Genomic DNA, 24369 nt, shown 5'->3' with positions numbered 1-24369 from the left:
GCGGACAGACTCCGGGGGACAGGCCGGGCCCGGTTGAAATAGCCGTCCAAGGCTTGCCAAGGCTTCCGATGCTTCATATTGTTTCAAACAATAAGCGTCCAGGGCGCAACCGGCAAGGAGCAGGAATGGCCGAAAAGCGGATTTTGACGGTGGACGACTCGGGAAGCGTGCGCTCGCTCGTCTCCCGGACGCTTCTCGACGCCGGTTTCGACATCGTCGAGGCCGTGGACGGCGCCGATGCCCTGGAGAAGGTGGGGGACGGCGTGGACCTCGTCATCACCGACATCAATATGCCGAACATGGGCGGAATCGAACTCCTGGCCCGGCTGCGCGCCCGGCCCGAAACCAAATTCATCCCCATCCTGGTCCTGACCACCGAATCCCAGCGCGGCCTGCGCGACCGGGCCGTGGCGGCCGGAGCCACGGGTTGGATCGTCAAGCCCTTTGCGCCCGCAAGCCTGGTGGCCCTCGTGCGCCGTTTCCTTACCTGATCGCGTCCGGCCCATGAATTCCGATATCCATATTCTCCCCACCGCCCTTGGCGACACGGGCGCCGAGGCCACGGACCCGGCGGCCCTGCTCTTTCACGACGCGCCGCTGGCCGTGTACCTGCGCGGGGAAAACGGTGTCCTGCTCGAAGTCAACAACGCCATGGCCGCGCTTTTCGGCTACGAGGCCCCCGCCGGTTTCCTCGAAGCCATGGCCGCCATACCGGACCAGTATTACCTGGACCCCGAAGCCCGCCAGGGCATCCTGGCCGACCTGGCCCGGGACGGCTTCGTCGCCGGCCGCCAATACCAGGCCATCTGCCGGGACGGCTTCGTGCTGTGGGTGGAGGAATCGGCCCGCCGGGTCGTGTCCCAGGCCGGCGAGGTCTTCTATTTCGGCTATCTGCGCGATGTGACGGCCGAAAAGAGCACGAGTTGGGCCTTGACCGAGGCCGAGGAAAAATACCGGGCCATTTTCGAACACGCCCTGGAAGGGCTTTTCCAGATGACTCCGACCGGCCGCTTCGTCACGGTCAACGCCGCCCTGGCCCGCATGCTCGGCTACGCCTCCCCGGCCGACCTGACCCGGCAGCCGGACATGGCCGAAACCCTCTTTGTCGCCCCCGCGGACCGGCAGTTCCTGCGGGCCACCCTGGAGGCGGTCGGCGTGGTGCGTGCCCTTGAGACCGAACTGGCCCGTGGCGACGGCGCGCGGATCTGGGTGTCCATCCACGCCCGGGCCGTTCGCGACGGCCAGGGCGCGGTGGTCCTTTACGAAGGCTCCATGGAGGACGTGACCGAACGGCGGCGCTCCCAGGAGCAGTTGCGCAAAAGCCTCAAAGCCACCCGCACCCTTTTCCACCAGACCGTCAAATCCCTGTCCAAGACCGTGCGCTTCCGCGACCCCTACACCGCCGGGCACCAGGACAACGTGGCCAAGCTCGCCTCGGCCATGGCCCGGGCCATGGGCCTCACCGAGGATGCGGTGGCCGGCATCCGCGTGGCCGGACAGCTCCACGACATCGGCAAGATCAGCGTGCCCGTGCGTTACCTCTGCAAACCCGGAAAGCTGATCGGCCTCGAATGGGAATTCATGAAGCAGCACGCGGCCACGGGCTATGAAATCCTAAAAGACATCGACTTCCCCTGGCCGGTGGCCGAAATCGTCCTGTCCCACCACGAGCGACTGGACGGCTCGGGCTACCCGCGCGGCCTGACCGCCGGGGATATCGGGATCGAGGCCCGCATCCTGGCCGTGGCCGACGTGCTGGACGCCATGGCCTCCAACCGCCCCTACCGCCCGGCCCTCGGCGTGGACGTGGCCCTGGCCGAGGTGGCGCGCCTGCGCGGCACGGCCTTTGACCCCGAGGCCGTGGACGCGGTCCAGGCCGTCATTCGCGACGGCCTCGTGCGGTACTGAGGGTTTCCCGGCCGGCGTGGCCGTGAACCCCTGTCCTTCCGGACCGAATCCGGTCCCCGTGCCGCTGTCGCCGAGGCCGGATGGGGCCGAGCCCTTGCCGGGCTCCCCCCGGTCCGCGCCGGCCCCCCCACCGACACGCCTCCCCTTTTGACATTTCCGTAATCCGACGCCGCTTCTGGCGGCAACCATCCGTCTCGTCCCAGTCGTCGGCCCGGACCGGGCCTTTCCTCCCATGCCTTCACGGAGCGCCTGGCCGGACCTCTTCCAGCCACTTCGGGCCCATCTGCCATTCCCTCGCCTGCCCTGGCCGCGCCTACGACTCAAACAATTTTGTCGTAGCATCACAGACAATTTTGTCGCAAAGCGAGGCGCAATTCCGGAGCTACAACGAAGATCGTAAAAATTATTATTTTATATCAATATAATAACACACCACTATCACGCCTTCCCCCTCCTGGCATGACTCCTGCTAAAGAGGGTTCCATCACACTCTGCACGAGGAGGCATTACAAAATGCGCAAGATCGCTATTTACGGAAAGGGCGGCATCGGCAAGTCCACCACCACCCAGAATACGGTCGCCGGTCTGGCGGAAATGGGCAAGAAGGTCATGGTGGTCGGGTGCGACCCCAAGGCCGACTCCACCCGTCTCCTCCTGCACGGGCTGGCCCAGAAGACCGTTCTCGACACCCTGCGCGAGGAAGGCGAGGACGTCGATCTCGACGACATCTTGAAGGAAGGCTACGGCGGCACCATGTGCACCGAGTCCGGCGGCCCCGAGCCCGGCGTCGGTTGCGCCGGACGCGGCATCATCACCTCCATCAACCTGCTCGAACAGCTCGGCGCCTACGAGGAAGACAAGCACCTCGACTACGTCTTCTACGACGTCCTCGGCGACGTCGTGTGCGGCGGGTTCGCCATGCCGATCCGCGACGGCAAGGCCGAAGAGATCTACATCGTCTGCTCCGGCGAAATGATGGCCATGTACGCGGCCAACAACATCTGCAAGGGCATCGTCAAGTACGCCGACACCGGCGGCGTCCGTCTCGGCGGCATCATCTGCAACAGCCGCAAGGTCGACCACGAGGCCGACATGATCGAGGAACTGTGCCGCCAGCTCGGCACCCAGATGATCCACTTCATGCCGCGCGAAAACCAGGTGCAGCGGGCCGAGATCAACCGCAAGACCGTCATCGACTATTCGCCCGAACATCCGCAGGCCGACGAATACCGGGCCCTGGCCAAAAAGATCGACGAAAACAAGATGTTCGTCATCCCCAAGCCCCTGACCATCAACGTGCTCGAAAAGCTTCTGATCGACTTCGGCATCGACAGCTAGCCAACCGCGCCGCCCAGACACACACCGCACGCACGCAAGGAGAACACGTTATGCAGACCATGGTGAGAGCCATCGTTCGTCCCGAGAAAACCGATGAAGTCCTGGCCGCCCTGATGGATGCCGGTTTCCCGGCCGTGACCAAGTTCAACGTGGCCGGTCGCGGCAAGCAGCGCGGCATAAAAATCGGCGAGATCCAGTACGACGAGATTCCCAAAGTCATGCTCATCTGCGTCGTGGACGACAAGGACAAGGAATTCGTGCTGAAGACCATCATGGAAAGCGCGCGCACCGGTTCCAAGGGCGCCTTCGGCGACGGCAAGATCTTCGTGAGCCCGGTTGAGGAAATGTACACCATCTCCTCCGGCGTGAAGGAATCCTAAGGGAGGGCATCATGAAGGAAATCATGGCGGTTATCCGCATGAACAAGATGAACCAGACCAAAAAGGCCCTGGCCGACGCCGGCATCCCGGCCTTCGTGGCCCGCGAGGGTTACGGCCGGGGGAAGGGACTGGTCAACCAGGCCGTGCTCGAGGGCGCGGCCGCCGGAAACGAGGAAGCCATCGCCCTGCTTGGCACCAAGGGCCGCCTGTATCCCAAGCGCATCGTGTCCATCGTGGTGCCAGACGCCCAGGTCAAGGATGTGGTGACCGTCCTTATGTCCGTCAACAAAACCGGCCAGGCCGGCGATGGCAAGATCTTCGTCATGCCCGTCTCCGACTCCGTCCGGGTCAGGACCGGCGAGGACGGCGACGCGGCCATCGTGTAGCGCGAGCGCGGCGGACGTCCCCGGACCATAAAGACCAATGAGGTAGCATCGAGATGAGCACCAAGCCCCTGAATACCGAAGAGATCAAGAAGGAATTGATCGCCAAGATGCCCACCAAGGTCGCGCGCAAGCGGGCCAAGGCCATGATCCCGGGCTCCGAGACAGGCGAGGCGATTCCCGAAATCCAGGCCAACGTCCGCACCATCCCGGGCATCATCACCCAGCGCGGCTGCACCTACGCCGGCTGCAAGGGCGTCGTTCTCGGCCCCTCCCGCGACATCGTCAACCTGACCCACGGCCCCATCGGCTGCGGCTTCTACTCCTGGCTGACCCGGCGCAACCAGACCGACGCCGGTCCCGACGGGGAGAACTACATCCCCTACTCCTTCTCCACGGACATGACCGAGCACGACATCGTGTTCGGCGGGGAAAAGAAGCTGCGCGCCGCCATCAAGGAAGCCTACGACAACTTCCATCCCCGGGCCATTTCCATCTTCTCCACCTGTCCGGTGGGCCTCATTGGCGACGACATCCACGCGGTCGCCCGGACGATGCAGGAAGAGCTCGGCATCACCATCTTCGCCAACTCCTGCGAAGGGTACAAGGGCGTGTCCCAGTCCGCCGGCCACCACATCGCCAACAACCAGATCATGAAGCACATCATCGGCACCGACGACACGCCGGTGGAAGGCAAATTCAAGGTCAACATCCTTGGCGAGTACAACATCGGCGGCGACGCCTTCGAGATCGAGCGGATCCTCGAGAAGTGCGGTTTCACCCTGATCTCCACCTTCTCCGGCAACTCCACCGTGGACTCCTTCCGCCTGGCCCACGCCGCGGACCTCAACACCGTCATGTGCCACCGCTCCCTCAACTACGTGGCCGAAATGATGGAAAGCAAGTTCGGCATCCCCTGGATCAAGGTCAACTTCATCGGGGCCGAAGCCAGCGCCAAGTCGCTTCGCCGCATGGCCGCCTACTTCGAGGACCAGGAGCTCATCGACCGGGTCGAGGCCGTCATCGCCGAGGAGATGCTCGACATCGAGAAATCCATTTCCGCCATCCGGCCCCGCACCCAGGGCAAGTCGGCCATGCTCTTCGTCGGCGGCTCCCGGGCCCACCACTACCAGGAGCTGTTCAAGGAACTGGGCATGAAGATCCTCGGCGCAGGGTACGAATTCGCCCACCGCGACGACTACGAAGGCCGCCACGTGCTGCCGGACATCAAGATCGACGCCGACTCGCGCAACATCGAGGTCCTGGAGATCGGCCCGGACGATACCCGCTACAATCCCCGCAAGACCCCGGAACAGATGGAAGCCTTGAAAGCCAAGGGCGTGGAATTCAACAGCTACGAGGGGTTGATCGAGGGCATGGGCAAGGATTCGATGATCATCGACGACATCAACCACTACGAGACCGAAAAGCTGATCGAACTCCTGCGCCCCGACATCTTCTGCGCCGGCATCAAGGAAAAGTACATCATCCAGAAGATGGGCATCCCGCTCAAGCAGCTCCACAACTACGACATGGGCGGCCCCTACGCCGGATTCAAGGGCGCCATCAACTGGTACAACGACATCGACCGCATGGTGAACACCAAGGTCTGGGATCTGATCAAGGCTCCCTGGCAGTCCACCGGTCCCGAGCTCGAAGCCAGCTACGTGGCGGAATAACGAACGGATTTCGCGAGAAAGGAACGCACTATGGCTCTTCTCAGACATACCACCGGCGAGATCAAGGAACGGTCCGCGCTCACCGTCAACCCGGCCAAGACCTGCCAGCCTGTCGGCGCCATGTACGCGGCCCTTGGCGTCCACGGCTGCTTCCCCCACAGCCACGGCTCCCAGGGCTGCTGCGCCTACCACCGTTCGGCGCTCACCCGCCACTACAAGGAACCCGTCGTGGCCGGCACCTCGTCTTTCACCGAAGGCTCCTCGGTCTTCGGCGGACAGTCGAACCTGATCTCGGCCATCGACAATATCTTCACCCTCTACGATCCCGAGACCATCGCCATCCACACCACCTGCCTTTCGGAGACCATCGGCGACGACCTGCGCCAGATCTCCCAGAAGGCCATCGACGACGGCAAGGTGCCCGCCGGCAAGCACATCGTCTACGCCAACACCCCGAGCTACATCGGCACCCATGTCACGGGCTACGCCAACATGGTCAAGGGGATCGTCAAGGGCTTCACCAAGAAGTCCGGCACGCCAAACGGCAAGGTGAACATCATCCCGGGCTTTTGCGAGCCCTCGGACATGGCCGAATTCCGCCGCATCGCCGGACAGATGGGCGTCGAGATCCTCATGGCCCCGGACACCAACGGTGTTCTCAACGGTCCCCTGGACGGCCACTACCAGATGTACCCCAAGGGCGGGGCCACGGTGGAAGAGATCACGTCCATGGGCGACAGCGTCGGCACGCTCGGCCTTGGCCGCTGGGCCACCACCGACGCGGTCAACTACCTGGATTCGGAATTCAAGGTGCCGGGCAAGGTCCTCGGCCTGCCCATCGGGCTCAAGGCCACGGACCGCTTCGTCAACGAACTGCGGCTCATGTCCGGCACGGACGTGCCCGAGTCCATCAACTTCGAGCGCGGCCAGGTCGTGGACATCATCTCCGACTACAGCCAGTACTTCTACGGCAAGAAAGTGACCATGGCCGGCGATCCCGACCAGCTCCTGGCCCTGGTGGAATTCGTCATCACCCTGGGCATGATCCCGGCCTACACGGTCACCGGCACCTCGGGCAAATACTTCGACGAGCGCATGAAAGAGCTTCTGAAGGACGTGCCCTACGACTGCAAGTTCAAGAGCGGTGGCGAGGCCGACATGTACCTGCTCCACCAGTGGATCAAGAATGATCCCGTGGACCTGCTCATCGGCAACACCTACCTGAAGTACATCGCCCGCGACGAAGACACGCCGCTCGTTCGCCACGGCTTCCCGATCCTCGACCGGGTGGGACACCAGTACTTCCCCACGGTCGGCTACGCCGGCGCCATGCGGCTCATGGAGAAGTTCCTCGGCGCCATCATGGACCGCGAGGACCGGGACGCGCCCGAGACCAAGTTCGAACTGCAGATGTAGCGGAACCGAAACTGCAAGGAGACGAGACGCATGCCCATTGAAAAGCCGCGATACCTGATCAACGTCTGCGCGAGTTTCCGCGTCAAGGGCGAAGCCAAGGGTATCTGCCATAAAAAAGGATCGCACAACCTGCTTGGCTACTTCGAGGAAGGCATCCTCGACCGGGACATCGACGCACGAGTGGTCAGCACCGGCTGCATGAAGCAATGCGAAGAGGGGCCGATTGTGGTCGTGATGCCCGAGAACTGGTGGTACAGAGGGATCGATAGCGAAGACAAAGTGGATGAGCTCCTCGACGCCCTGGAAAATGGGGAAGCCTGCGAGGACCACCTGCTGCCCTAAAGAGATGCCGGTTTGCCAACCGCTTGGATGGATTCCCATAAACGAGCCGCCCCGCTGTCACGGACCCAGCGGGGCGGCTTTGTTTTCGCGATGTGCCTCTCTCAGGCAATCATGGAACCTTCTCCACATCCACCCGGGCCTCGTAATACGGCGTTCCCTGGCCGACGGCGCTGACCAGGTCCGGGATGAGCTGGTTGACCCCCTGTCCGGCCTTGATCCAGCCGCCGCGTTCGCAGGCCACCACGTCCGGCCGGGCGTTGGCGTCGTGGCGCACGGTGACGGCGAGCGTCCCCAGTTCGCTGACCAGCCGGGCCGGGCCGCCGTCGGCGATGCCGAGGCGCATGGCCTCGTCGGTCGCCATGGTCACGACCACCGGGCCGCCGTGGTCGCCGGGCACCCGCTCCGAGCACAGGTGCTCCGCCCCGCCGGGGGTCAGGAAATGGTAGGGATAGCGGGTCCCGAGCCGGCAGTCCGAACAGTCGGTGATGTCGGCAACGAGCTGAAACCGGCCGGTCGGCGTGGCAAAGACCTTCCCGGCCCAGGGCACCATGGGCGCGTCCGGGATGCGCACCGGCCCGGCCAGCAGGTCGTCCCAGGCCACGCCCTTCTCCAAGAGCGGCCTTGCGAGAAGCCGCAGCCACTCCTCGTCCGTCTTGACGAAGTCCTTGGCAAAGGGAAACCGCGTGGCCAGGTCCATGAAGATGTCGAACTGGGACCGGCACTCCCCCGGCGGCGGCGCGGCCGGCACGAGCGGCCCGACGTGGTTGTGGCCAAAACTCGCCACCAGGTCCCGCTGCTCGAAAAAGGCGGCGCAGGGCAGGAAAAGGTCGGCATGGTCGGCCGTGTCGTCCAGAAAGAGGTTCATGTGGACGACGAACGGCACGCTGTCGAAGGCCCTGGCGACCAAACCGGAATCCGGGGCCATGCAGACCGGATTGGCGGCGGTGATGACCGCCATTTTGACCGGCGGGTCCTTGGCTTCGAGAATCTCCCGCCCGATCTGCGGCATGAGGAACCTGCGGCGCGGCGGGTGCAGCCCCTCGCCCCACAGGTCCTGGTCGTAGGGGCCCCACTCCTCGAATCCCTGGGATACGCCACCGCCAGGGAGGCCGATATTGCCGGACACCGCGCCGAGGGCATCCACGGCCCGGACCAGCTCGTGGCCATGGGTGAACCGGTGCAGGCCCCAGCCAAGGAGGGTCGCCGTCGGCCGGCCGGCCACATAGGCCCGGGCCAGGTCGTCGATGGTGGCGGGCTCCACGTCGCAGGCCGTTGCCAGCTCGTCCAGGGAGTGGCGGCCGAGCAGGGCCAGGTAGGCGTCCAGGCCGTCGCAGTGGCGGGAGAGAAACTCCCGGTCCTCCCAGCCCTTTTCCACGATCCGCTTGGCGGCGGCCAGGGCCAGGAAGGCGTCTCGGCCGGGTTTGGGGCGCAGGTGGACGTCGGCCAGGGCGGCGGATTCGCTGGCGCGCGGATCGATCAGGATGATTTTCGCGCCCCGCTTTTTGGCGGCATGCACGTGCGGCAGCAGGCCGTGCTGGGTGGCCACGGGGTTTCGGCCCCAAAAGACGATGGTCCGGGCGTTTTCGAGGTCCAGGGGATCGTGGGACACCCGGGGCCCGAAATCGAGGCTCTGGGCGGCGTAGCCCGTGCCGCCGCAAAGCGTGCCGGCGAGCGTCGTCACCCCGCCGAGCAGGGCGAAAAAACGGGCATTGAGAATTTTAAGGGCCGTCCGCTCGCCAAAGCCCATGTAGTGGAGGATGGATTCCGGACCGTCTTCAGCCAGGCAGGCCTGCAGCCGGTCGGCCATCTCGTCCAGGGCCGCCTTCCAGGAAACCGGGGCCCAGGCGCCGTCGCGTTTTCGCAGCGGGGTCAGCACCCGTTCCGGGCTGTACATGCGGCGCAAAAAGGCCGGCACCTTGCGGCAGGCCGTGCCCTTGTTCACGGGATGGGCGGGATTGCCGACGAGCCTGACCACCCGGTCGCCTTCCACATGGGCCAGCAACCCGCAGGCGCTCGGGCAATCCCGGGTGCAGGTGGCGACAACGGTCCTTTGTTCCTGGGCCATCGATCCTCCGGACGCCGCGCGTGATCCAGGATGCCGCGACGCCAACGTCCGAGGATACCGAGGGATGGCCCCCGGCGCAACAGGCGTGCGGTCACGCCGTGAGCTGTTCCGGCCCGGCCAGGGGCAGGGTCAGGACGAAGGTCGTCCCCTCCCCCGGGGCCGAGAGGAAATCAAGGCCCGCGTGGTGGCGGGCCATCAGCGCATGGACGATGGCCAGTCCCTGGCCCGTGCCCTTGCCCACCGCCTTGGTGGTGAAAAAGGGATCGAAAATGCGGGAGCGCAGGGCCTCGGGAATGCCCGGCCCGGTATCGCGGACGGACACCTCCACGGCGTTGCCCCGCCGTGCGGCCGCGATATGGATCCGGCCCTTTCCGCCCGTGCCGGCGTTTTTCTCTCCGATGGCCTGGGCCGCGTTGACCAGGATGTTCAGAAGCACCTGGTTCAAATCCCCTGGCACAAAGGACACGGCCGGCAGATCGGGCTCGATGTCGGTTACGACGTCGGCCACGTATTTCCAGGCGCTGCGCGACACGGCCAGCGTGTCGCAGATGGCCTCGCCCACGTCCACGGGCCGGGGCGCCTCCTGGTCCGGGTGGGCGAACCGCTTCATGGACAAGACGATGGAAGCCACCCGGTCGAGGCCCTCCCGGGACTCGCGCAGGGCGTCCGGCGTCTCTTCCAGAAGGAAACGCAACTCCTCGTCCCCGATCAGGCCGGCCAGTTCGGCGGCCAGACATTCCTTTGATTCGGGCCGCAGGGCGGCCGCGCCGAGGCTGTTGAGGAGCGCCACCAGCCGGCCGAAGGTGGTGGCCAGAAATTCCAGATTGCCGCCCACATACTGGATCGGGGTGTTGATCTCGTGGGCGATGCCCGAGGCCAGCTGGCCAAGCGACTCCATCTTCAGGGCATGGGCCAGTTGGCGTTCCATGTCTTTTTGCCGGGTGATGTCGGTCACACTCGCCACCACCTCCTCGATGGTCCCGTCCGGGCCGACAAGGGCCGCGGCGCTGACCGACAAGAACCGGCGGCCGCCGCCCGGCCGGGCAATGGAAAGGACCGTATCGTACACGGGCCGGCCCGTGGCCAGGACCAGGGACACGGGATGCTCGTCCGGGGCCAGACGCCGGCCGTCCAGAGCCGTGGCATCGAATTGCGGGCCGGCAAAGGCCGCCGCCTCCCCGGCCCGCACCTCGCGTTCCAGGATGTCCGCCGCCCTGGGATTGCAAAAGACGATGTTTCCGCTTCTGTCGAGGCGCACCACGCCGCCCGGCAGCGTCTCCATGAGCCGGGTGGAGAATTCGCGCTCACGGCCAAGCGCGGCGTCGTCGCGCAGCCGGGCCATGGTCCGCTCCAGGCGCTCGGCCACAAGACGCGTCAGCTCCCGCTCCCCGTCGGAAAAGGCCTCGGCCTCGGTACCGCCGCCCTCCCCGTCATGATGGACTTCGAGGACCGCGTCCGGCTGGCCCGATCCGGCCAGGGAAAAGACCAGCCGCCAGGGCCCAGGCCGAAACCCCGGCGAGGCGAACTCCCCGCCATCGGCCACCACGCGGGCCTGGATCCGCTGCGGCCGGGCGAAAGCCGGCGGCAGGAGGGCCGCCACGGCCCGGAAGAGGTCTTCGCGGGGCTGATTGAACCGCTGGATGGCGCCGTGGACCTCGGAGAGGCAGGTGAGAGCCTTGATCCGGGAGGACAAGTCGGCGGTGGCCGTCCGCAGGGCGGCGTCGGTACGCAGCCGGCAGGCATCGGGGTCCCGGGCGTTTTCGGACGATCGGCCAAGGGCCACAAGCAGGTCCAGCCGCCGGGCCAGCGCGGCGGGGACGAGGGGCAGCCGGGCCGTTTCGTCGGCCACGGCCAGGGCCTGGTCCACGGCCGCCTCGTCGGCGTCGGCAGGGAGGAGAGCCACCACCGGATAAAGCCTTTGCCCGAATGCGGCCTTGCGCGCGGCCACCGCCGCCGCATGGCGCAACAGCACGGCCGCGTCCACGAGCAGGCCGTCCCGGGCCGCAGGCAGGTCCGCCTCGCTCCCGATCCGCTCCAGGGCGTATCCCGCCGCCAGGGCCGGCGCGAACCGCGCCGCCGCATCCTCAAGCCACAGCCCGAAAACCTTCATGTCACCCCCCGCCAGACAGAAGACGCGCCTCCGGGTCCGGCGGGACAAACCGGAGGATTCCCGGGAAAACCGAAGGCACTCCCCGCATGACGCCTGGAAAAGCCGTTTCCCCCTTTAAGGCACGATCCGGGCTCGTTCGCAAGTCCCTTCCCCCCTGTGGCCGTTTTCCGGCCACAGGTCCGGACCCGAACGCAAAAAGGGGGACCGCGAGCGTCCCCCGGAAACCCGCCGCGCACCGATACGTCCAAGCGTACCCTGCCCCGGGCGCGGCTGTCGCAGTCCCTTGCAGTCCTGGCGCAGCCACCCGGCCGCGCCTCTCCCCGACTCCTGCACTTCGTTCTCCGACTTGTTCCCTGTACGGAACTGCGACGCTTCCTTCATTGCAGGGGGCGTGCCTGCAGGATTCTCAAAAAAAATGCGCTATTGCAGGATGTTAAAAAAGAGGCTGCCGCCCCTCGGCCCGGACGTCGCACGCAAAGCGGCCACAGTGACGACATGCCGTCAAGATGCCGAAACCGCCGAGGCCTTGGCTTTACGCTTCGAATTGCCCTTGGATTTGGCCCGGGGCCGTGGTAGGACAGGAAAAACGTCCTGGCATGTCGTCTTATGAAGGCCCGGGCCTAACGGGGAATTCCGACACCCCCGTCATCCCGTGCTGCAGCCCTGCGCCACGCAGGTTCTCTCTCCGCAAGGAGGCTGGAATGGCGTGTACAGGATTGCCGCCGGTCGGCCGGACGCTTTATCGGCCGTTGCAGCCGGGCCGTCCCGCGCCGTGAAACGCCACACTTTTTGCACACGCATTCTGCCGACCGTCCGCCCGGCCTCTTGCGACCGATGCGCGCCCGGTCCGGCACTGCGAGAGACCATGGATCGCCAAGAAATCACCGTCGCCATCCTGACCAACAACCTGCACCATGCGGCTCGGGACAAACAGTGTTGCATCAAGCTACGCGTCAAAAGCGCGCAGGTCTACGACACGCTGGAAGACGCCCTGGAACCGGTCCGGCGACAGGAGGTGCACCTGCTCCTTATCGACGCGGCGGTAAAGGACATGGAGGGGAGCGCCTGCCTCAAGGCGCTGCGCAAGGCCAGGCGCACGCCGCTTGTGCCGGCGATCATGGTGACGCCGGAGAGCAACCTGCAGACCGTGCTCGGAGCCATCGCCGCCGGCTGCAACGGCTACGTCATCCGCCCCTATTCCATGGAGACCTTCGAGCGGCACCTCGACATGGCCTTTGAAACCACGGCCGGGGACGAGATCGAGACGGCCCAGTTGGAGGTGGCCCGGGAGTTGATCGAGCAAGGCCGCTTCGACGAGGCCATCGAGGAATTTTCCGAGCTCGTGGAAGAGCAAAACGAGGCCGTGGAGTATTTCAACAAGGGCATGGACGCGCTGCACCGGCGGAAGTTCGGCAAGGCCATCGTGGCCTTCAACAAGGCCGTGGCGCTAAACGCCCTCTACGCCGAAGCCTATAAAGGCATGGCCCACGCCTACCAGGGCAAGGGCGACGACGAGGCTTTCCGGGCCTGCCTCGACAAGTCCGCCGCCATCCTGGCCCTCCAGGACCGCCTCGACGAACTGAAGGAACTCTTCGTCGAGATCCTGCAAGCCAATCCCGAAGCCATCAACCCTTACAACGCCCTGGGCATCGACTTGCGCAAAAAGGGCGACTACCCGGGGGCACTCCACGCCTACACCCAGGCCCTGCACCTGACGCCCAACGACGAAAACCTCCACTACAACATCGCCAAGGCCTGCATCTTCGCCAACGACTACGAGGCGGCCATGGCCCACCTGGAAACGGCCGCGTCCCTGCGCGAGGATTTCCAGGAAGCCCGCAGGCTCCTGGCCAAGCTGCGGGCCAAGCAATACGACGGGCTTTCCGGACCCGGCGCGGCCGGCCCCGCCGCGCCGGGTCCGGCCGGCTTGGCCCTTGACGCCTGATCCGGGCCATCGGAGCACCATGGGGCAAGAAACCCGCATTTCCGGCATCTTTTCCTGCAAAACCACCATCAAGGTCGGTTTTGGCACGACCAAGCAGGCCGCGCTGTCGGAAACCTACTGGTTCGTCAAGGAACTGGAGACGGGCCGCATGCAGGTGCAGAGCCTGGACATGGACTTCAAGCGACAGGGCCAGCCTTTCGAGATCAGTCGGGAGAAGCTTTTCGAGGACTACCACCTGGAGCCGGACCTGAGCTACCGGCTTCTCAGCCAGCCGCTGCTTGTCGGCGACCATTACCGGGCCACCAACAAGCCGGCCAACGCGGAGCAGGAATACCACAAAATAAGGCGCATCGACGAGGACAACATCCGGGCCAACTTCGGCCTGGGGCTGGTCTACCTGGCGCTCGACAAGACCGACAAGGCCACCTACATCTTCGACCGGCTGGTCCGCCTGGAAGAAGCCTTCGAGCCCCGGCACAAGCACCTCTTCAATGAGTTCGGCATCAGCCTGCGCAAAAAGAGGCTCTTTGACGAGGCCCACAAGTACTATTCACGGGCCCGCGAACTCTCGCCCGACGACGACCACCTGCTGCTCAACATCGCCCGGGTCTACTTCGAGCAAAACCGCCTGCCCGAGGCCGAAGCCGCCGCCCGCGAAGCCCTGGCCCTGAACCCGGACCTGGCCGAGGCCCGGCGCCTGCTTACCCGCATCTGGGACGGCCCCCGCCGCGAGGAACCGCTGCCGGACATTTAAATATTGTCCCCTCCACGGTGTTTACTTGTCTTTCTTCCCCTTGTCCCTATCGTTTCCCTCCACCACTATCGACTCGTCCTCGCGGCTCGGCCCGGGCACGTCCAGCCCGAGCGCCTCCTCCGACAATAACCGGCGGCCGGCCCGCAGGCAGATCCGCTCGATGGCCGCCCGGCCCGGCAGGCGGCTTTTGCGGATGGCGGCCACATGGGCGGCCACGGCGTCGGCCTCGGCGTAGTAGGTCTGCACCACCGCCAGCAGGTCCCGCAAGCCGGACAGGCGCGACAGCCAGCCAAGGCCCTCGGCATAGACGATGGTCGAAGCGGCCTGGGCCGCCACCACGGCCTGGAGGTAGCTGGCCGGGACCGTGGCCAGGAGCCGGTCGAAATACTTTGTCACCAGCACCGGCGGGCAGTGGTCGGCCACGAGCCGGGCCAGAAGCGGATCGTCGGCCACGGGCGGGGCGTCGGCCAGGGCGGCGATGATGGCGTCCTTGACGGCCGTTATCTCCTGCGACGCCTCGCGGCTTAGGGCCACAAGCCCGACCCGGCCGCCGCTTCGCCGCCGCTCGCGCAGGAGCAGCGCCGCCTCGGCCCGGGCCTTGCGGCCAAGGATGGCCAGCACTTCCCTGATATAGCGGCGGCGCACGGCCGCGAATTCGGCCTCGGTCATGACCAGGCCGGCCAGGATTTCATACGAGGAGCAGATGACCCCGGCCTTGTTGGCCGAGGGTCCGGGGGCGATGAGGGCCCCGGCCGCTTCCAGATGGAGCCTGGCCTCGGACGTCAGGAAGAGATTCGCGCCTTCGATGATCACCCGGGCCGAGGGCCGGCCGTCGGCATCGCAGAAGTCCCGCCAGTTGCCGGCGTTTAGGGTGTCGGGCCGGCCGCCGGCCGGGATGAAGAGGTCGGCCGGGACGGTATTGTGGAGCGAGGCCCGGACCTTGGCCCCGTCCGGGGTGTCGGCCCGGACCGCGAAACTCCCCGGCCCGACGAGACGCTCCGGAGAAAAGGCCGCCATGTTGCGTTCCTCGCGCACCAGCCGCGTCAGTTCCCGGTGGTCCAGGCCCCGGGGGTCGAAGGCCGCGCCGTGGCCATCGCTGACGGCCACGATCCTGGCCCGCCCGCCATAGCGGGCGATGAGCTGGAGGATGGCGTTGCCGGCCACGTCCCCGGCCGGGCCGCCCGTGATCTTGACCGTGAAGGGCTCGGCGTCCGGGTCGATGCCGGCCTCGCGCAAAAACGCGTCCGCGAATTCGAGGACCCCGAGGCTCGTGACGCCGTAGCGTTTGTGGTTGATGCCGGACTCGGGCTTGGAGCTCATGAAGGCGGCCGGCCACTTGGCCCCGCGCCGAGCCGCCCGGGCCACGATCCAGCGGATGTGGTCCGGGGTGATACCCTCGTCCGGGCCGAGGTAGAGGAGTTCCTCCCGGCCGAGGTAGTCGACGACCTCGGCCGGCATGGCCCCGTCCGGCCCGCTAAGCGTGCAGTCGAGGAGGCCGTCCACCGCGCTTTTAAGGGCCAGGGTCGGATCGGCCCCGGGACCGAGGAGCAGCACAGCCTTGGCCCCGCCTTCGGGGATGTCCTTGTTCTTGTACTGCTGGGACAGGGCCAGGTTTTTGGCCTCGGTGAAAAGACGGTTGGATTCGAGCTCGAACTGCTCCTGGCTGCGCGTGCGCACCAGCCGCACGCCACCCCGGGCCATCTCCCGGTAGCGGACGTGAAATCCTTGGCCCCCCGGACCGTGGAGGAAAAAGAGGCCAAAGGGCCGCTCCCCGGCTGGCGCCGGAACCCCGGCCGGCACGGCGGTCAGCACGGCCGGGTCCAGGCGGAAGGCCAGCCCGAACCGGTCCGGCAGGTAGTAGTTGGTCCGAAGGGTCTGGCCGAAAAAGGCCAGCACCCCGCCGAACACGCCCCGGGCCACTTCGTCCTCGAGGCCGCTGGCCAGGGACCCGGCCTCGGCCAGGGCCCGGGCCGCGGCCTCCTTGCGCCCGGCAAAAAGGGCCGGATCGAAGCGGGCCTCGAAAAAGGCCAGGCAGGCCCTGACTTGGCGAACATGGGCCAGGACCGCGCGCACGATGTTTTCCGAGGTGAAGGCATGGAGGTTTTGGCGGACCAGGAGCTGGTGGACGCACTCGCAGGCGGCCGAAAGCAGTTCCACGGCTTCCGGGGCGAAGCCCTCCCGCGCCACCAGCACGTCCAGACCGTGGGCGGCCGTCCACTTCACCCGCTTGAGCCGGCGTTTGAGGCGCGCCCACAGCGGATCGTCCGGCGTCAGCACCCCGCCTTCCCGTGTGACGTAGAGGCTGATGACCGACAAGTCGCCGCCCGGCAGGCTGAAGCGGTCGGAATAGCCGCGCGGGATGGCGAGCAGGCCCTCGGCCAGCACGGTCTGGGCCACCCGCAAGAGCAGCCCCGTCTCCGGGGCCTCGCGCATGGCCACCACCACCCGGCTTTCGGCCTGTCCCGGCAGGAGGTGGAGTTCCACCCGCACCGCGTCCCGGCCGGCCAGGTCCCGGGCCAGGGCGAAGTGCCGGGCGGCCCGCAAGGGATCGAACTTTTCCACGTAATCGGCCGGAGCCCCCCGCAAAAAGGCGATGAACTCCTTTTCCCGGCCCGGCGGCAGATGCCCGCCCGCCAACATCAGGGCCACGGCCTCGCGCAGGGCCCGGCTGCCGGCCCCGACCGGCGGCTGCGGCTCCAGGAGAAAGGTGTCCAGGCGCAGGCGGCCGTCAAGGGTGGCGTAGAGCCGGGAGGTGCGGATGTTGGCCGTGGTCAGCTCGCGGAGGTGCTCGAGCAGGGAGGGGGCGCCGTTGGGAGCGATGCGGGTGACGCGGGTGCGGGCCGGGTTCCACAGGGTGGCCGACTGGCCGCCGGAAAGGACCCGGCCGGAGATGACGGTCCGGATATGGCGGGCCTGCTCGTCCGGGCCGTGGGTCCGGAAATAGTAGTCCGGCATGTTGTGCAGAAACCAGGGAACGAGGCTTTCGGCATCGCGACGCAGATCCCGGCTGACGGCGGCCAGAAAGGCCCCGGATTCGGGACGCTCGGGCAGGGGCATGGGCGGCTCCTTGGTTTGCGGCGGGCCGGGGCCGCGCCAGGAAACCAGTCTTGGACAAAGGCGGGAAAAATGGCAAGCCGCCCTACCCTTGCCGACAGGAATCCGGTATGGTCGGCCAGACCCCCAACCAAGGAGGCACCATGACGAAAGTCGCGTCTTACACCAAGATCGAGAACGGCCTGCTCCCCCGCTTCCGGGAAAGCATGAATCTGGCCGAATCCACGGCCGATGTGCAGAAATTCTTCGTCTATACGATGCTCGACCTGCTCAACAACGTCCTGTCCGATGGCACGACAGATTTCGAGCTGGCCTACGAAGACATTTCCCTGGCCCCGGGCGAGACGCCGGCCTACGTCTTTTCGCCGCGCCTGGCCGGACATGCCCCGCTTGCGGCCATCATGAAGGAATCGGACCTGCCGGCCATCCTGTCCCGGTTCGCCGAGGTGGCCACCCGGCAGTACCACTACCTGGCCAAGAAGCCGGAAAAGACCGAAGCCAAAATGTACCACGGCACGGGCCGGGCGGCCCGCTGACCTTCCCCACCACTCTCGCTCCGGCGCGCACGCCCCCGCCTGTTTTCCATCGAGGGGATCCGGGGGGAATCATTCCCCCCGGCCGCCGGAGGCTCTTTTCTCTCGCTTCCCCGCTCCCCCATCACCCCCTCCCGCGAAAAAGCGTCAGCCCGCGCCGCTCCCGCACCACTTCGAAGACCTGGCGCAGCACCGGCACGTAGGGGCTCTCCCCGGCGGGACCGCCATTGATCGTCAACACGGCCACCCGGGCCTCGGGCCGGACCCGCCGGGTCAGCAGATGGACCAGCGGGGCGAGGGCCTCCGGGAGCGCGGCGGCGTCCGGCGGCAGGACCGTGGACAGGCGGCCGCCCCCGGCTTCGAGGGCCAACACCGGACTGCTGCCGGCAAAGGCGACGTAGCTGCCGGCGGCCCGGCGCGGCAACGGCAAGCCCTCTCCGGCCGGACCGAGGCCCCACAGGGCGGCCGGGTCCCGGCCGGCGCACCACCAGGCGTCGGTTCCGGGAAGTCCCTCGGCCAGAAGCCGCACGGCCCGGCCGGTCGCGAACTGTGGCCCGGACAAGCCGGCGAAAAATTCCCCGGACACGACTTCGCCGGAAAGCTCCATGCGTCGCAAGGCCCGGAAGATGCCCGCCCAGGCGAAGGGCGCGGCCTCGCGACCGATGACGTCGCGGCAGACCACGCCGTAGCGGGCCAGCAGCAGCCGGGCCCGGTCCATGGCCAGCTCCTCGCGGGCAACCGGATCGTCCGGCGGCTCGGGAACCCGGGGCTGCCGCCAGGAGCCGGCCAGGGGCAAGGCGGCGGCGTACCGGGCCGGGTTGGTGCGGCGAAGGCTTCGCCTGCCCTGGCGCGAGGCTTCGTACGAGGCGGCCTCGGGCGTGAAATCCGTGGCCACGCCCCGGCGCAGCACGGCCAGGGAATTGCACGTGGCCTGGCCCTTCCAGGCCGCCTGCCACAGCCGTTCGGCCAGGGCCGTGGGCGAAAGGCCCGTAATGTCCAGGAGCGTGGAAAAGTCGTAGCCGGCCCGGGGATCGGGAAAAAGCCCCGGGTCCGGGGCGGGCGGGGAAAAGCCGGCCAGATCCAGGTCGTCCGGCCGGGCGAAGAGCACTTTTTTCGGGCCGGCCCCGAACCAAGCCAGTCCCGTCGTCTCCAGGGCCGCGTCGAGCCAGGCGGGGTCGTAGGCCCGGCAGCGGGCCGGCAGCACGTCGGCCTCCCACAGGCCGGCGGCCAGGGGCAGGCAGGCCAGGCGCTCCAGGTGTTCGGCCAACCCCTCGGCGTCCCCGGCCGGCCGGGCCAGCCCCTGCCACCGGGCCAGGAAATACGGCAGCCGGCTGGCCGGCAGGGCGGCGAGTCCGGGCCGTCGGGCGGCCCGGGCCAGGCGGAGCAGGGTCTCGAAGCTGCCGGCATCGCACCACAGGGTCCCCTCCCGGCCGGAAACCAGTTCTCCCGACACCCACCGGCCGGCAACGGCCAGATCGTCGGCCACGGCGGCCAGAAGCGTTTCCGGCATTCCCAGGAACCCGGCCATTTCGTCCATGGAGAGCGGGCCGTAAAAGGCCAGCCACTCCACGAGCAAGGCCTCGCGGGCGGCGGCTGTTTCCTCGGCCGTGGCTGCGGCAAGACGCGGCACTTTGGCCTTGGGATCGACCGGCGCGGCCAGGGCCGGATCGCCGTACAAGGCCCGGGCGATGTCCGGGGCCCGCTCCAGGGCCGCAACGAGCGGTTCGGCCAGCCCGGGCACGCGGAGGCGGGCCAGCTTCGGGGCCAGGGCGGACTCGAGAACGGCCGGCTCCTCCCCGTGGTCCCGGGCCACGGCGGCCAGGATGGCCTGCCACTGGTCCCCGGCCACCACCACCCGTTCCTTCAGCCATTCGAGCAGCTCGGCCGGACCACTTGGGGCGTAGCCCGGAAAAAGGCGCTGCCGCTTGGCCACGTAGGCCTCGACCACGGCTTGCGGCACGGCCGGCCGCGACGGCCCCCGGGCCACCTCGGCCACGAGGTCGGGCCGCACACCGCTTGGGCCGGCGACAGTACCGGCGTCGGTCAGGTACATGTATTCGTTGACGTGGCGCCAGACGAGATCCGCGGCAAAGGGACTCTGGACGCGGGTGTGGGCCACGGTCACGGCCACGGCCCCGCTCCTGGCCCCGGCCAGGAACTCCTCAAGCCCGGCCGGGTCGAAGATGTCGACCAGGCAGGCCCGCCAGGCTTCGAGCACCATGGGAAAATCGCCGTGGGAAGCCACGGCGGCCAGGAGCTTTCTGGCCCGAAGCCGGGTGATCCACAGCGGCTGGCGCTTGCCGAACCCATCCCGGGGCAGGAGCAGGGCCCGGCCGGCGGCCTCGCGAAAGGCCGCGCCAAAGGAGCCCGAGCCTTCGAGCCGCTCCCGCAGGAGGCCCGCCACAGCACGCCCCGGCACGGCCTCCAGCATGTCCAGGGGATCGATCTCCCCGGGCAGGGTCGCGGCCACGCAGTCGTTGCCCGCGAAAACCGGAATGGCGTGGCCGTATTTTCGCGACAGGGCCGCCTCCAGGACCAGGGCCAACGGGGCCGTGCGCGAAAGGCCAAGCGGCGCGTGGAGGATGACCTGGTTGCCGGGAGCCCCGCCCGGGCCCGTGGCGGTCACCTCGACCAGCAGGTGCCGGGCGTGGGGCAGGCCGGAGCCGGTCGCCTCCTTTTGCCGGCGCAGGTAGCCGAGGAGCGCTTCGGCCGCCCCGGGTTCCAGGCAATGGTCGCGGATGAGCTCTTCGCCAAAGGCCGGATCGTCCAGCCGAACGTCAGCCTCTTCCAGAAAATGGGCCAGAAGGTCCGAGAAATGACGGTCCCGGGACCGGGCGTCGCCGAGCCAGAACGGGGCCGGGACACTGCCGGCCGGGGCCGGCGACACGAACACGTCCGCGTCGGTAATCCGCTCAATGCGCCAGTTCTGGGCCCCGAAGGCGAAGACCTGGCCAAGGCGCGCCTCCCAGACGAAGACCTCGTCGAGCTCACCCAGGCGCCCGTCCGAATCCTGGCGGCGAAGGGCATAATAGCCCCGGTCGGCGATGACTCCCCCCGAGGCATAGAGGCGCAAGAGCGCCCCCTTTCTGGCCGCGACCGTGCCGTCCAGGGCGTCCACGGCCAGAAGCGGGGCCAGTTCGCGAATGCGGGTGGCGGCGTAGCGGCCGGTCAGCATGGCGAGCGTCAGGTCGAAGGCCCGCCGGGAAAGGTCGCGGTACGGCCAGGCCTGGCGCACGGCCTGGTAGAAGGCGTCCACGTCCCAGGCCTCGACCCCGCACATGGCGACCAACGTCTGAGCCAGGACGTCCAGGGGTGCGGACACCGGACGGATGGGTTCGATGTCGCGCTCATGGGCGGCCCGGGCCATGACGGCCGCTTCGAGCAGGTCCTTTTCCGTGGTCGGCAAAAAGACCGCCCGGCTGACCTCGCCCACCCGGTGGCCGGACCGGCCGATGCGCTGGACCGCCGCGCTGACCGTGGGCGGACACTCGACCAGGAGGACCTCGTCCACCGCGCCGATGTCGATGCCAAGCTCCAGGGAATTGGTGGCCACGACCGCCTTCAGCTCCCCGGCCTTGAGTCGGGACTCCACGGTCTGGCGCAGTTCCCGGGACAGGGACCCATGGTGGGCATAGGCCAGGATTTCGGGCTGGTCGTCGTTTATGAGCCGGGCCAGCTTTTCGCAGAACTTGCGGCTGTTGACGAAAACCAGGGTCGACCGGTTGGCCAGGATGCGACGGCGAACGTCGTCGGCCAGGATCTGGATGAAAGACGCCCTCGGGGGCCGGTCGTCTGGCCACGGCGCGAAATGCACGCGCACATCCATCCGTTTCTCGGCCCGGCTTTGGACAATGGCCACCGGGCGCGGCGTCAGGACCGGATCGGACAGGTCGCCCGAGGGGACAAAGCCGCCGACCATGGCCGCCACGGTTTCCAGGGGAGAGACTGTGGCCGACAGGGCCACCCGCTGGAACTCCCCGGCCAGACCGGCCAGCCGCTCCACGGCCGAAAGCAGGAACACCCCCCGCTTGGAACCGGCCACGGCGTGGATTTCGTCCAGGATGACCAGCCGAACGGCAGTGAGCATGCCCCGCCCGCCCTGGGAACTCAAAAGGAGGTTCAGGGATTCCGGCGTGGTGATGAGAATTTCCGGAGGCTGGCGCAACATGCGGCGGCGGTCCTCGGACGGGGTGTCGCCGCTTCGGATCTCGGCCCGCAAGGCGGGAAAGTCCTCCCCGGCTGCGGCAAAGGCCCGGCGCAGGCCGGCCAGGGGGGTGAGCAGGTTGGCCCGCACGTCGGTGCCGAGGGCTTTGAGCGGCGAGACGTAGACCACGGACACCCGGCCGGTCGGCCAGGCGCCGGTGGCCAGACTGTTTAGGGCGCTTAAAAAGGCGGTCAGCGTCTTGCCGGACCCGGTCGGGGCCACGGCCAGGACATGCTCGCCGGCCGCGATCCTCGGCCAGGCCAATTCCTGGATATCGGTCGGTTTTCCAACATGTTCCGAAAACCAGCGGGCAACGAGGGGATGAAACAGGGACAGCATGGAAGAAGGATACGATTGCCGGGCCGGGGATGGCAAAACTTTTCCCGCTCGCTTCTTTTGAAAATAATTACAATTATATCATCTAATTAACATAATTAAGAACATAAAGGGAACAGTTTTAGAACACTTTTGACCCGTGAAAGGAACACGGAATATTCACCGCCGAGGCAGGTAAGGAACAGACGAGGCCCTGCCTGGAGGGCGGTCAGGAACAGGTTCCGCACACAAAAGGAACAGTTTTGGCGGCGGAAGGCACAGGTTGCGAACAAGGAACGGCCTCGACCGGTACTGGGGCATTCTCCTGGCGGTGCGGCGCCGTTTCCCGTCTGGCTGCGGGCTCCGCTGCCGGTCCTGGGAGCCTGTTTCCCGGCCGTGGGGCTCCCGGCCGGGCGGCCTGGCCTTCGGGACACGGGCGCGGCTTGGCATCGGGGAGGATGCTACTTAAAAAATGTTATTATTTCAGTATCTAAACATAATTGAGAACAGGGAAGCGACAGCCGAAAAGGCCGTTACGCACAGACCAGGAACAGGCTGGTGACGACCTGCGAACAGCCTGGGAACAGGCGAGGAACAAAAAAAGCCACAGACGAGGAAGTTTTGAACAGGCCCGTACGAGTTAGGAACAGGAAAGGAACAGGGAAGGATCAAATCCCGGCAATCGGAACCGGGGAAAGAGGTGCGTCACGAGGTGGGCCGGTCCCCTACTCCCGCTGCATGCGGCAGACCCGGACCTCGACCCCGCGTCCGGTCAGGTAGGCGGCGTACGACTCGGCCGCCGCCCGGGTCGGGCAGACCCGAAGCACGAGCTGGGCCCGGTTCTCCTCGTCCCAGACCCAGACGTACTCGTCCGGAACGATGGCCTGCAGCAGGAGCTCCTGGCGCAAGCGGACCCGCACCGCCTCCCGCTGGTCGAAATCATCGGGGTCGTAGGGACCGCCAAGGGCCAGCACCCACCAGCGCGGACGCTCCGGCATGGCTACTATCCCTACCGCACGCCCAGGCGCACGGTGTAGCTCCAGTGAAACGGCACCGGGTCCGGTCCCATGGTCGCCGCCTCGCGCCGCACCGCATCGAGGCCAAAGGCGGCCTCGTCCACGCCGTGGGCCAGCAGGGCGGCCACGCCGCCAAAGGACAGGGCCAGCCCGACAAGCCGCTCGCCGCTCCCGGGCTCCACCCGGTGGGCGAGAATCTGGCGCGTGAAGCGAAACCGGCCCGAAGCCGTCATCCGTTCCAGATGCCCGGCCTTGTCCCACCGCCTGACCCCCGTCAGGCGCAGCTTCTCCTCCAGGGCCCGGGCCTTGCGGCGCATGGCGAAAAGCGCCTCCTCGGCCGGGCCGCCGAACGACGGCGTCATGTCCGCGTCAAGGGCCGCGAACACCCCGCCCGGGCGCAGGATGCGGGCCACCTCGGCAAAGGTCGGCTCCGGGTCCATCCAGTGGAGGCTCTGGCTGGCCGTCACGATATCCGCGCACCCGTCGGCAAGGCCCGTGGCCTCGCCCGTGCCCTTGCGAAAGGCCATGGCCTCCCCGCCGGGCAGCCCGGCCGCGCAGGCCATGGCCCGACGCCGCATGTCGTCCCCCGGCTCCACGCCGACCACGGCCGCGGCCCGGCCGAGCCACAGCCGGGTGGCCAGGCCCGTGCCGCAGCCGATGTCCACCACGAGCTTCGGCCAGCGCACCCCGGCATACCGGCACAGCACGTCCGCGATGGCGGACGGCGGGGCCGGCCGGCTGGCATCGTACACATCGGCCAGCCCGTCGAACCGGGCGGCATTGGCGCCCTTTGCCACGTCAGGCGTTTCCATAGGTGTGTTCTCCCGGCTCCCTGATCCGCGTTCACGGTGCCGCGCGCCAGAGTCCCCCGGCGTTGAAACAGCTTCGCAAGGACACTCGAAAAGGAAGACTCTCCCCGCGAACTTC

General features: G+C 67.2%; 17 protein-coding genes. 11 read left to right on the top strand and 6 right to left on the bottom strand.

The window, feature by feature from the left end; translation table 11 throughout:
• Positions 1 to 125: 125 nt before the first annotated feature.
• The 8 genes from DFW101_RS02365 to DFW101_RS02330 all read left to right on the top strand — a co-directional run bounded on the left by DFW101_RS02365 (position 126) and on the right by DFW101_RS02330 (position 7446).
• On the top strand, positions 126 to 491 hold the full coding sequence (locus tag DFW101_RS02365) for a response regulator (protein WP_009179933.1): 366 nt from the start codon (positions 126 to 128) through the stop codon (positions 489 to 491).
• A gap of 13 nt (positions 492 to 504) precedes the next feature.
• Positions 505 to 1908 (top strand): HD domain-containing phosphohydrolase, encoded by a 1404-nt coding sequence (locus DFW101_RS02360; protein WP_009179932.1) that lies wholly within the window; start codon positions 505 to 507, stop codon positions 1906 to 1908.
• 513 nt (positions 1909 to 2421) lie between these two features.
• Entirely contained in the window at positions 2422 to 3246 is an 825-nt protein-coding gene (gene nifH, locus DFW101_RS02355; protein ID WP_009179931.1) for a nitrogenase iron protein, read from the top strand.
• 50 nt (positions 3247 to 3296) lie between these two features.
• Positions 3297 to 3626, top strand: coding sequence for a P-II family nitrogen regulator (locus DFW101_RS02350; RefSeq protein ID WP_009179930.1), 330 nt, complete (start codon positions 3297 to 3299; stop codon positions 3624 to 3626).
• Positions 3627 to 3637: 11 nt separating this feature from the next.
• Positions 3638 to 4012: a P-II family nitrogen regulator gene (locus tag DFW101_RS02345; protein WP_009179929.1), complete on the top strand. Its 375-nt coding sequence runs from the start codon at positions 3638 to 3640 to the stop codon at positions 4010 to 4012.
• A 53-nt stretch (positions 4013 to 4065) separates the two neighbouring features.
• Positions 4066 to 5688, top strand: coding sequence for a nitrogenase molybdenum-iron protein alpha chain (nifD, locus tag DFW101_RS02340; protein WP_009179928.1), 1623 nt, complete (start codon positions 4066 to 4068; stop codon positions 5686 to 5688).
• 30 nt (positions 5689 to 5718) lie between these two features.
• Entirely contained in the window at positions 5719 to 7104 is a 1386-nt protein-coding gene (gene nifK, locus DFW101_RS02335; RefSeq protein ID WP_009179927.1) for a nitrogenase molybdenum-iron protein subunit beta, read from the top strand.
• A gap of 30 nt (positions 7105 to 7134) precedes the next feature.
• Positions 7135 to 7446: a (2Fe-2S) ferredoxin domain-containing protein gene (locus DFW101_RS02330; protein WP_009179926.1), complete on the top strand. Its 312-nt coding sequence runs from the start codon at positions 7135 to 7137 to the stop codon at positions 7444 to 7446.
• Positions 7447 to 7555: 109 nt separating this feature from the next.
• Here DFW101_RS02330 and DFW101_RS02325 read toward each other — a convergent pair whose 3' ends face one another.
• A complete protein-coding gene (locus DFW101_RS02325) occupies positions 7556 to 9511 on the bottom strand; it encodes a molybdopterin-dependent oxidoreductase (protein ID WP_009179925.1) in 1956 nt (651 codons plus the stop codon).
• A 91-nt stretch (positions 9512 to 9602) separates the two neighbouring features.
• Complete coding sequence (locus DFW101_RS02320; protein ID WP_009179924.1) at positions 9603 to 11621, bottom strand: ATP-binding protein; 2019 nt, start codon at positions 11619 to 11621, stop codon at positions 9603 to 9605.
• A gap of 865 nt (positions 11622 to 12486) precedes the next feature.
• Here DFW101_RS02320 and DFW101_RS02315 point away from each other — a divergent pair.
• On the top strand, positions 12487 to 13566 hold the full coding sequence (locus tag DFW101_RS02315) for a tetratricopeptide repeat protein (RefSeq protein WP_009179923.1): 1080 nt from the start codon (positions 12487 to 12489) through the stop codon (positions 13564 to 13566).
• A gap of 19 nt (positions 13567 to 13585) precedes the next feature.
• Positions 13586 to 14320 carry a tetratricopeptide repeat protein gene (locus DFW101_RS02310; protein WP_009179922.1) on the top strand — a complete coding sequence of 245 codons (735 nt, stop codon included), beginning with the start codon at positions 13586 to 13588 and terminating at the stop codon, positions 14318 to 14320.
• A 21-nt stretch (positions 14321 to 14341) separates the two neighbouring features.
• Here DFW101_RS02310 and DFW101_RS02305 read toward each other — a convergent pair whose 3' ends face one another.
• Positions 14342 to 17377, bottom strand: coding sequence for an NAD-glutamate dehydrogenase domain-containing protein (locus DFW101_RS02305; RefSeq protein ID WP_009179921.1), 3036 nt, complete (start codon positions 17375 to 17377; stop codon positions 14342 to 14344).
• Positions 17378 to 17517: 140 nt separating this feature from the next.
• Here DFW101_RS02305 and DFW101_RS02300 point away from each other — a divergent pair, with 140 nt between their 5' ends.
• On the top strand, positions 17518 to 17910 hold the full coding sequence (locus DFW101_RS02300; RefSeq protein ID WP_009179920.1) for a hypothetical protein: 393 nt from the start codon (positions 17518 to 17520) through the stop codon (positions 17908 to 17910).
• Positions 17911 to 18031: 121 nt separating this feature from the next.
• Here the strand turns inward: DFW101_RS02300 and DFW101_RS02295 are convergent, their stop codons facing one another.
• From DFW101_RS02295 to DFW101_RS02285, 3 genes are all read right to left on the bottom strand, one after another.
• On the bottom strand, positions 18032 to 22450 hold the full coding sequence (locus tag DFW101_RS02295; RefSeq protein WP_009179919.1) for a DEAD/DEAH box helicase: 4419 nt from the start codon (positions 22448 to 22450) through the stop codon (positions 18032 to 18034).
• Between the two features lie 701 nt (positions 22451 to 23151).
• Positions 23152 to 23424, bottom strand: coding sequence for a hypothetical protein (locus tag DFW101_RS02290; RefSeq protein ID WP_009179918.1), 273 nt, complete (start codon positions 23422 to 23424; stop codon positions 23152 to 23154).
• Between the two features lie 11 nt (positions 23425 to 23435).
• The gene (locus DFW101_RS02285) at positions 23436 to 24254 is read right to left on the bottom strand and encodes a class I SAM-dependent methyltransferase (protein ID WP_009179917.1); all 819 of its coding nucleotides are present in this window, start codon (positions 24252 to 24254) and stop codon (positions 23436 to 23438) included.
• Positions 24255 to 24369 lie beyond the last annotated feature (115 nt).

Origin of the sequence: Solidesulfovibrio carbinoliphilus subsp. oakridgensis (genome assembly GCF_000177215.2) — a bacterium.
GTDB classification, from domain to species: Bacteria; Desulfobacterota; Desulfovibrionia; order Desulfovibrionales; family Desulfovibrionaceae; genus Solidesulfovibrio; species Solidesulfovibrio carbinoliphilus.
This window is presented reverse-complemented; position numbering and strand designations above follow the sequence as displayed.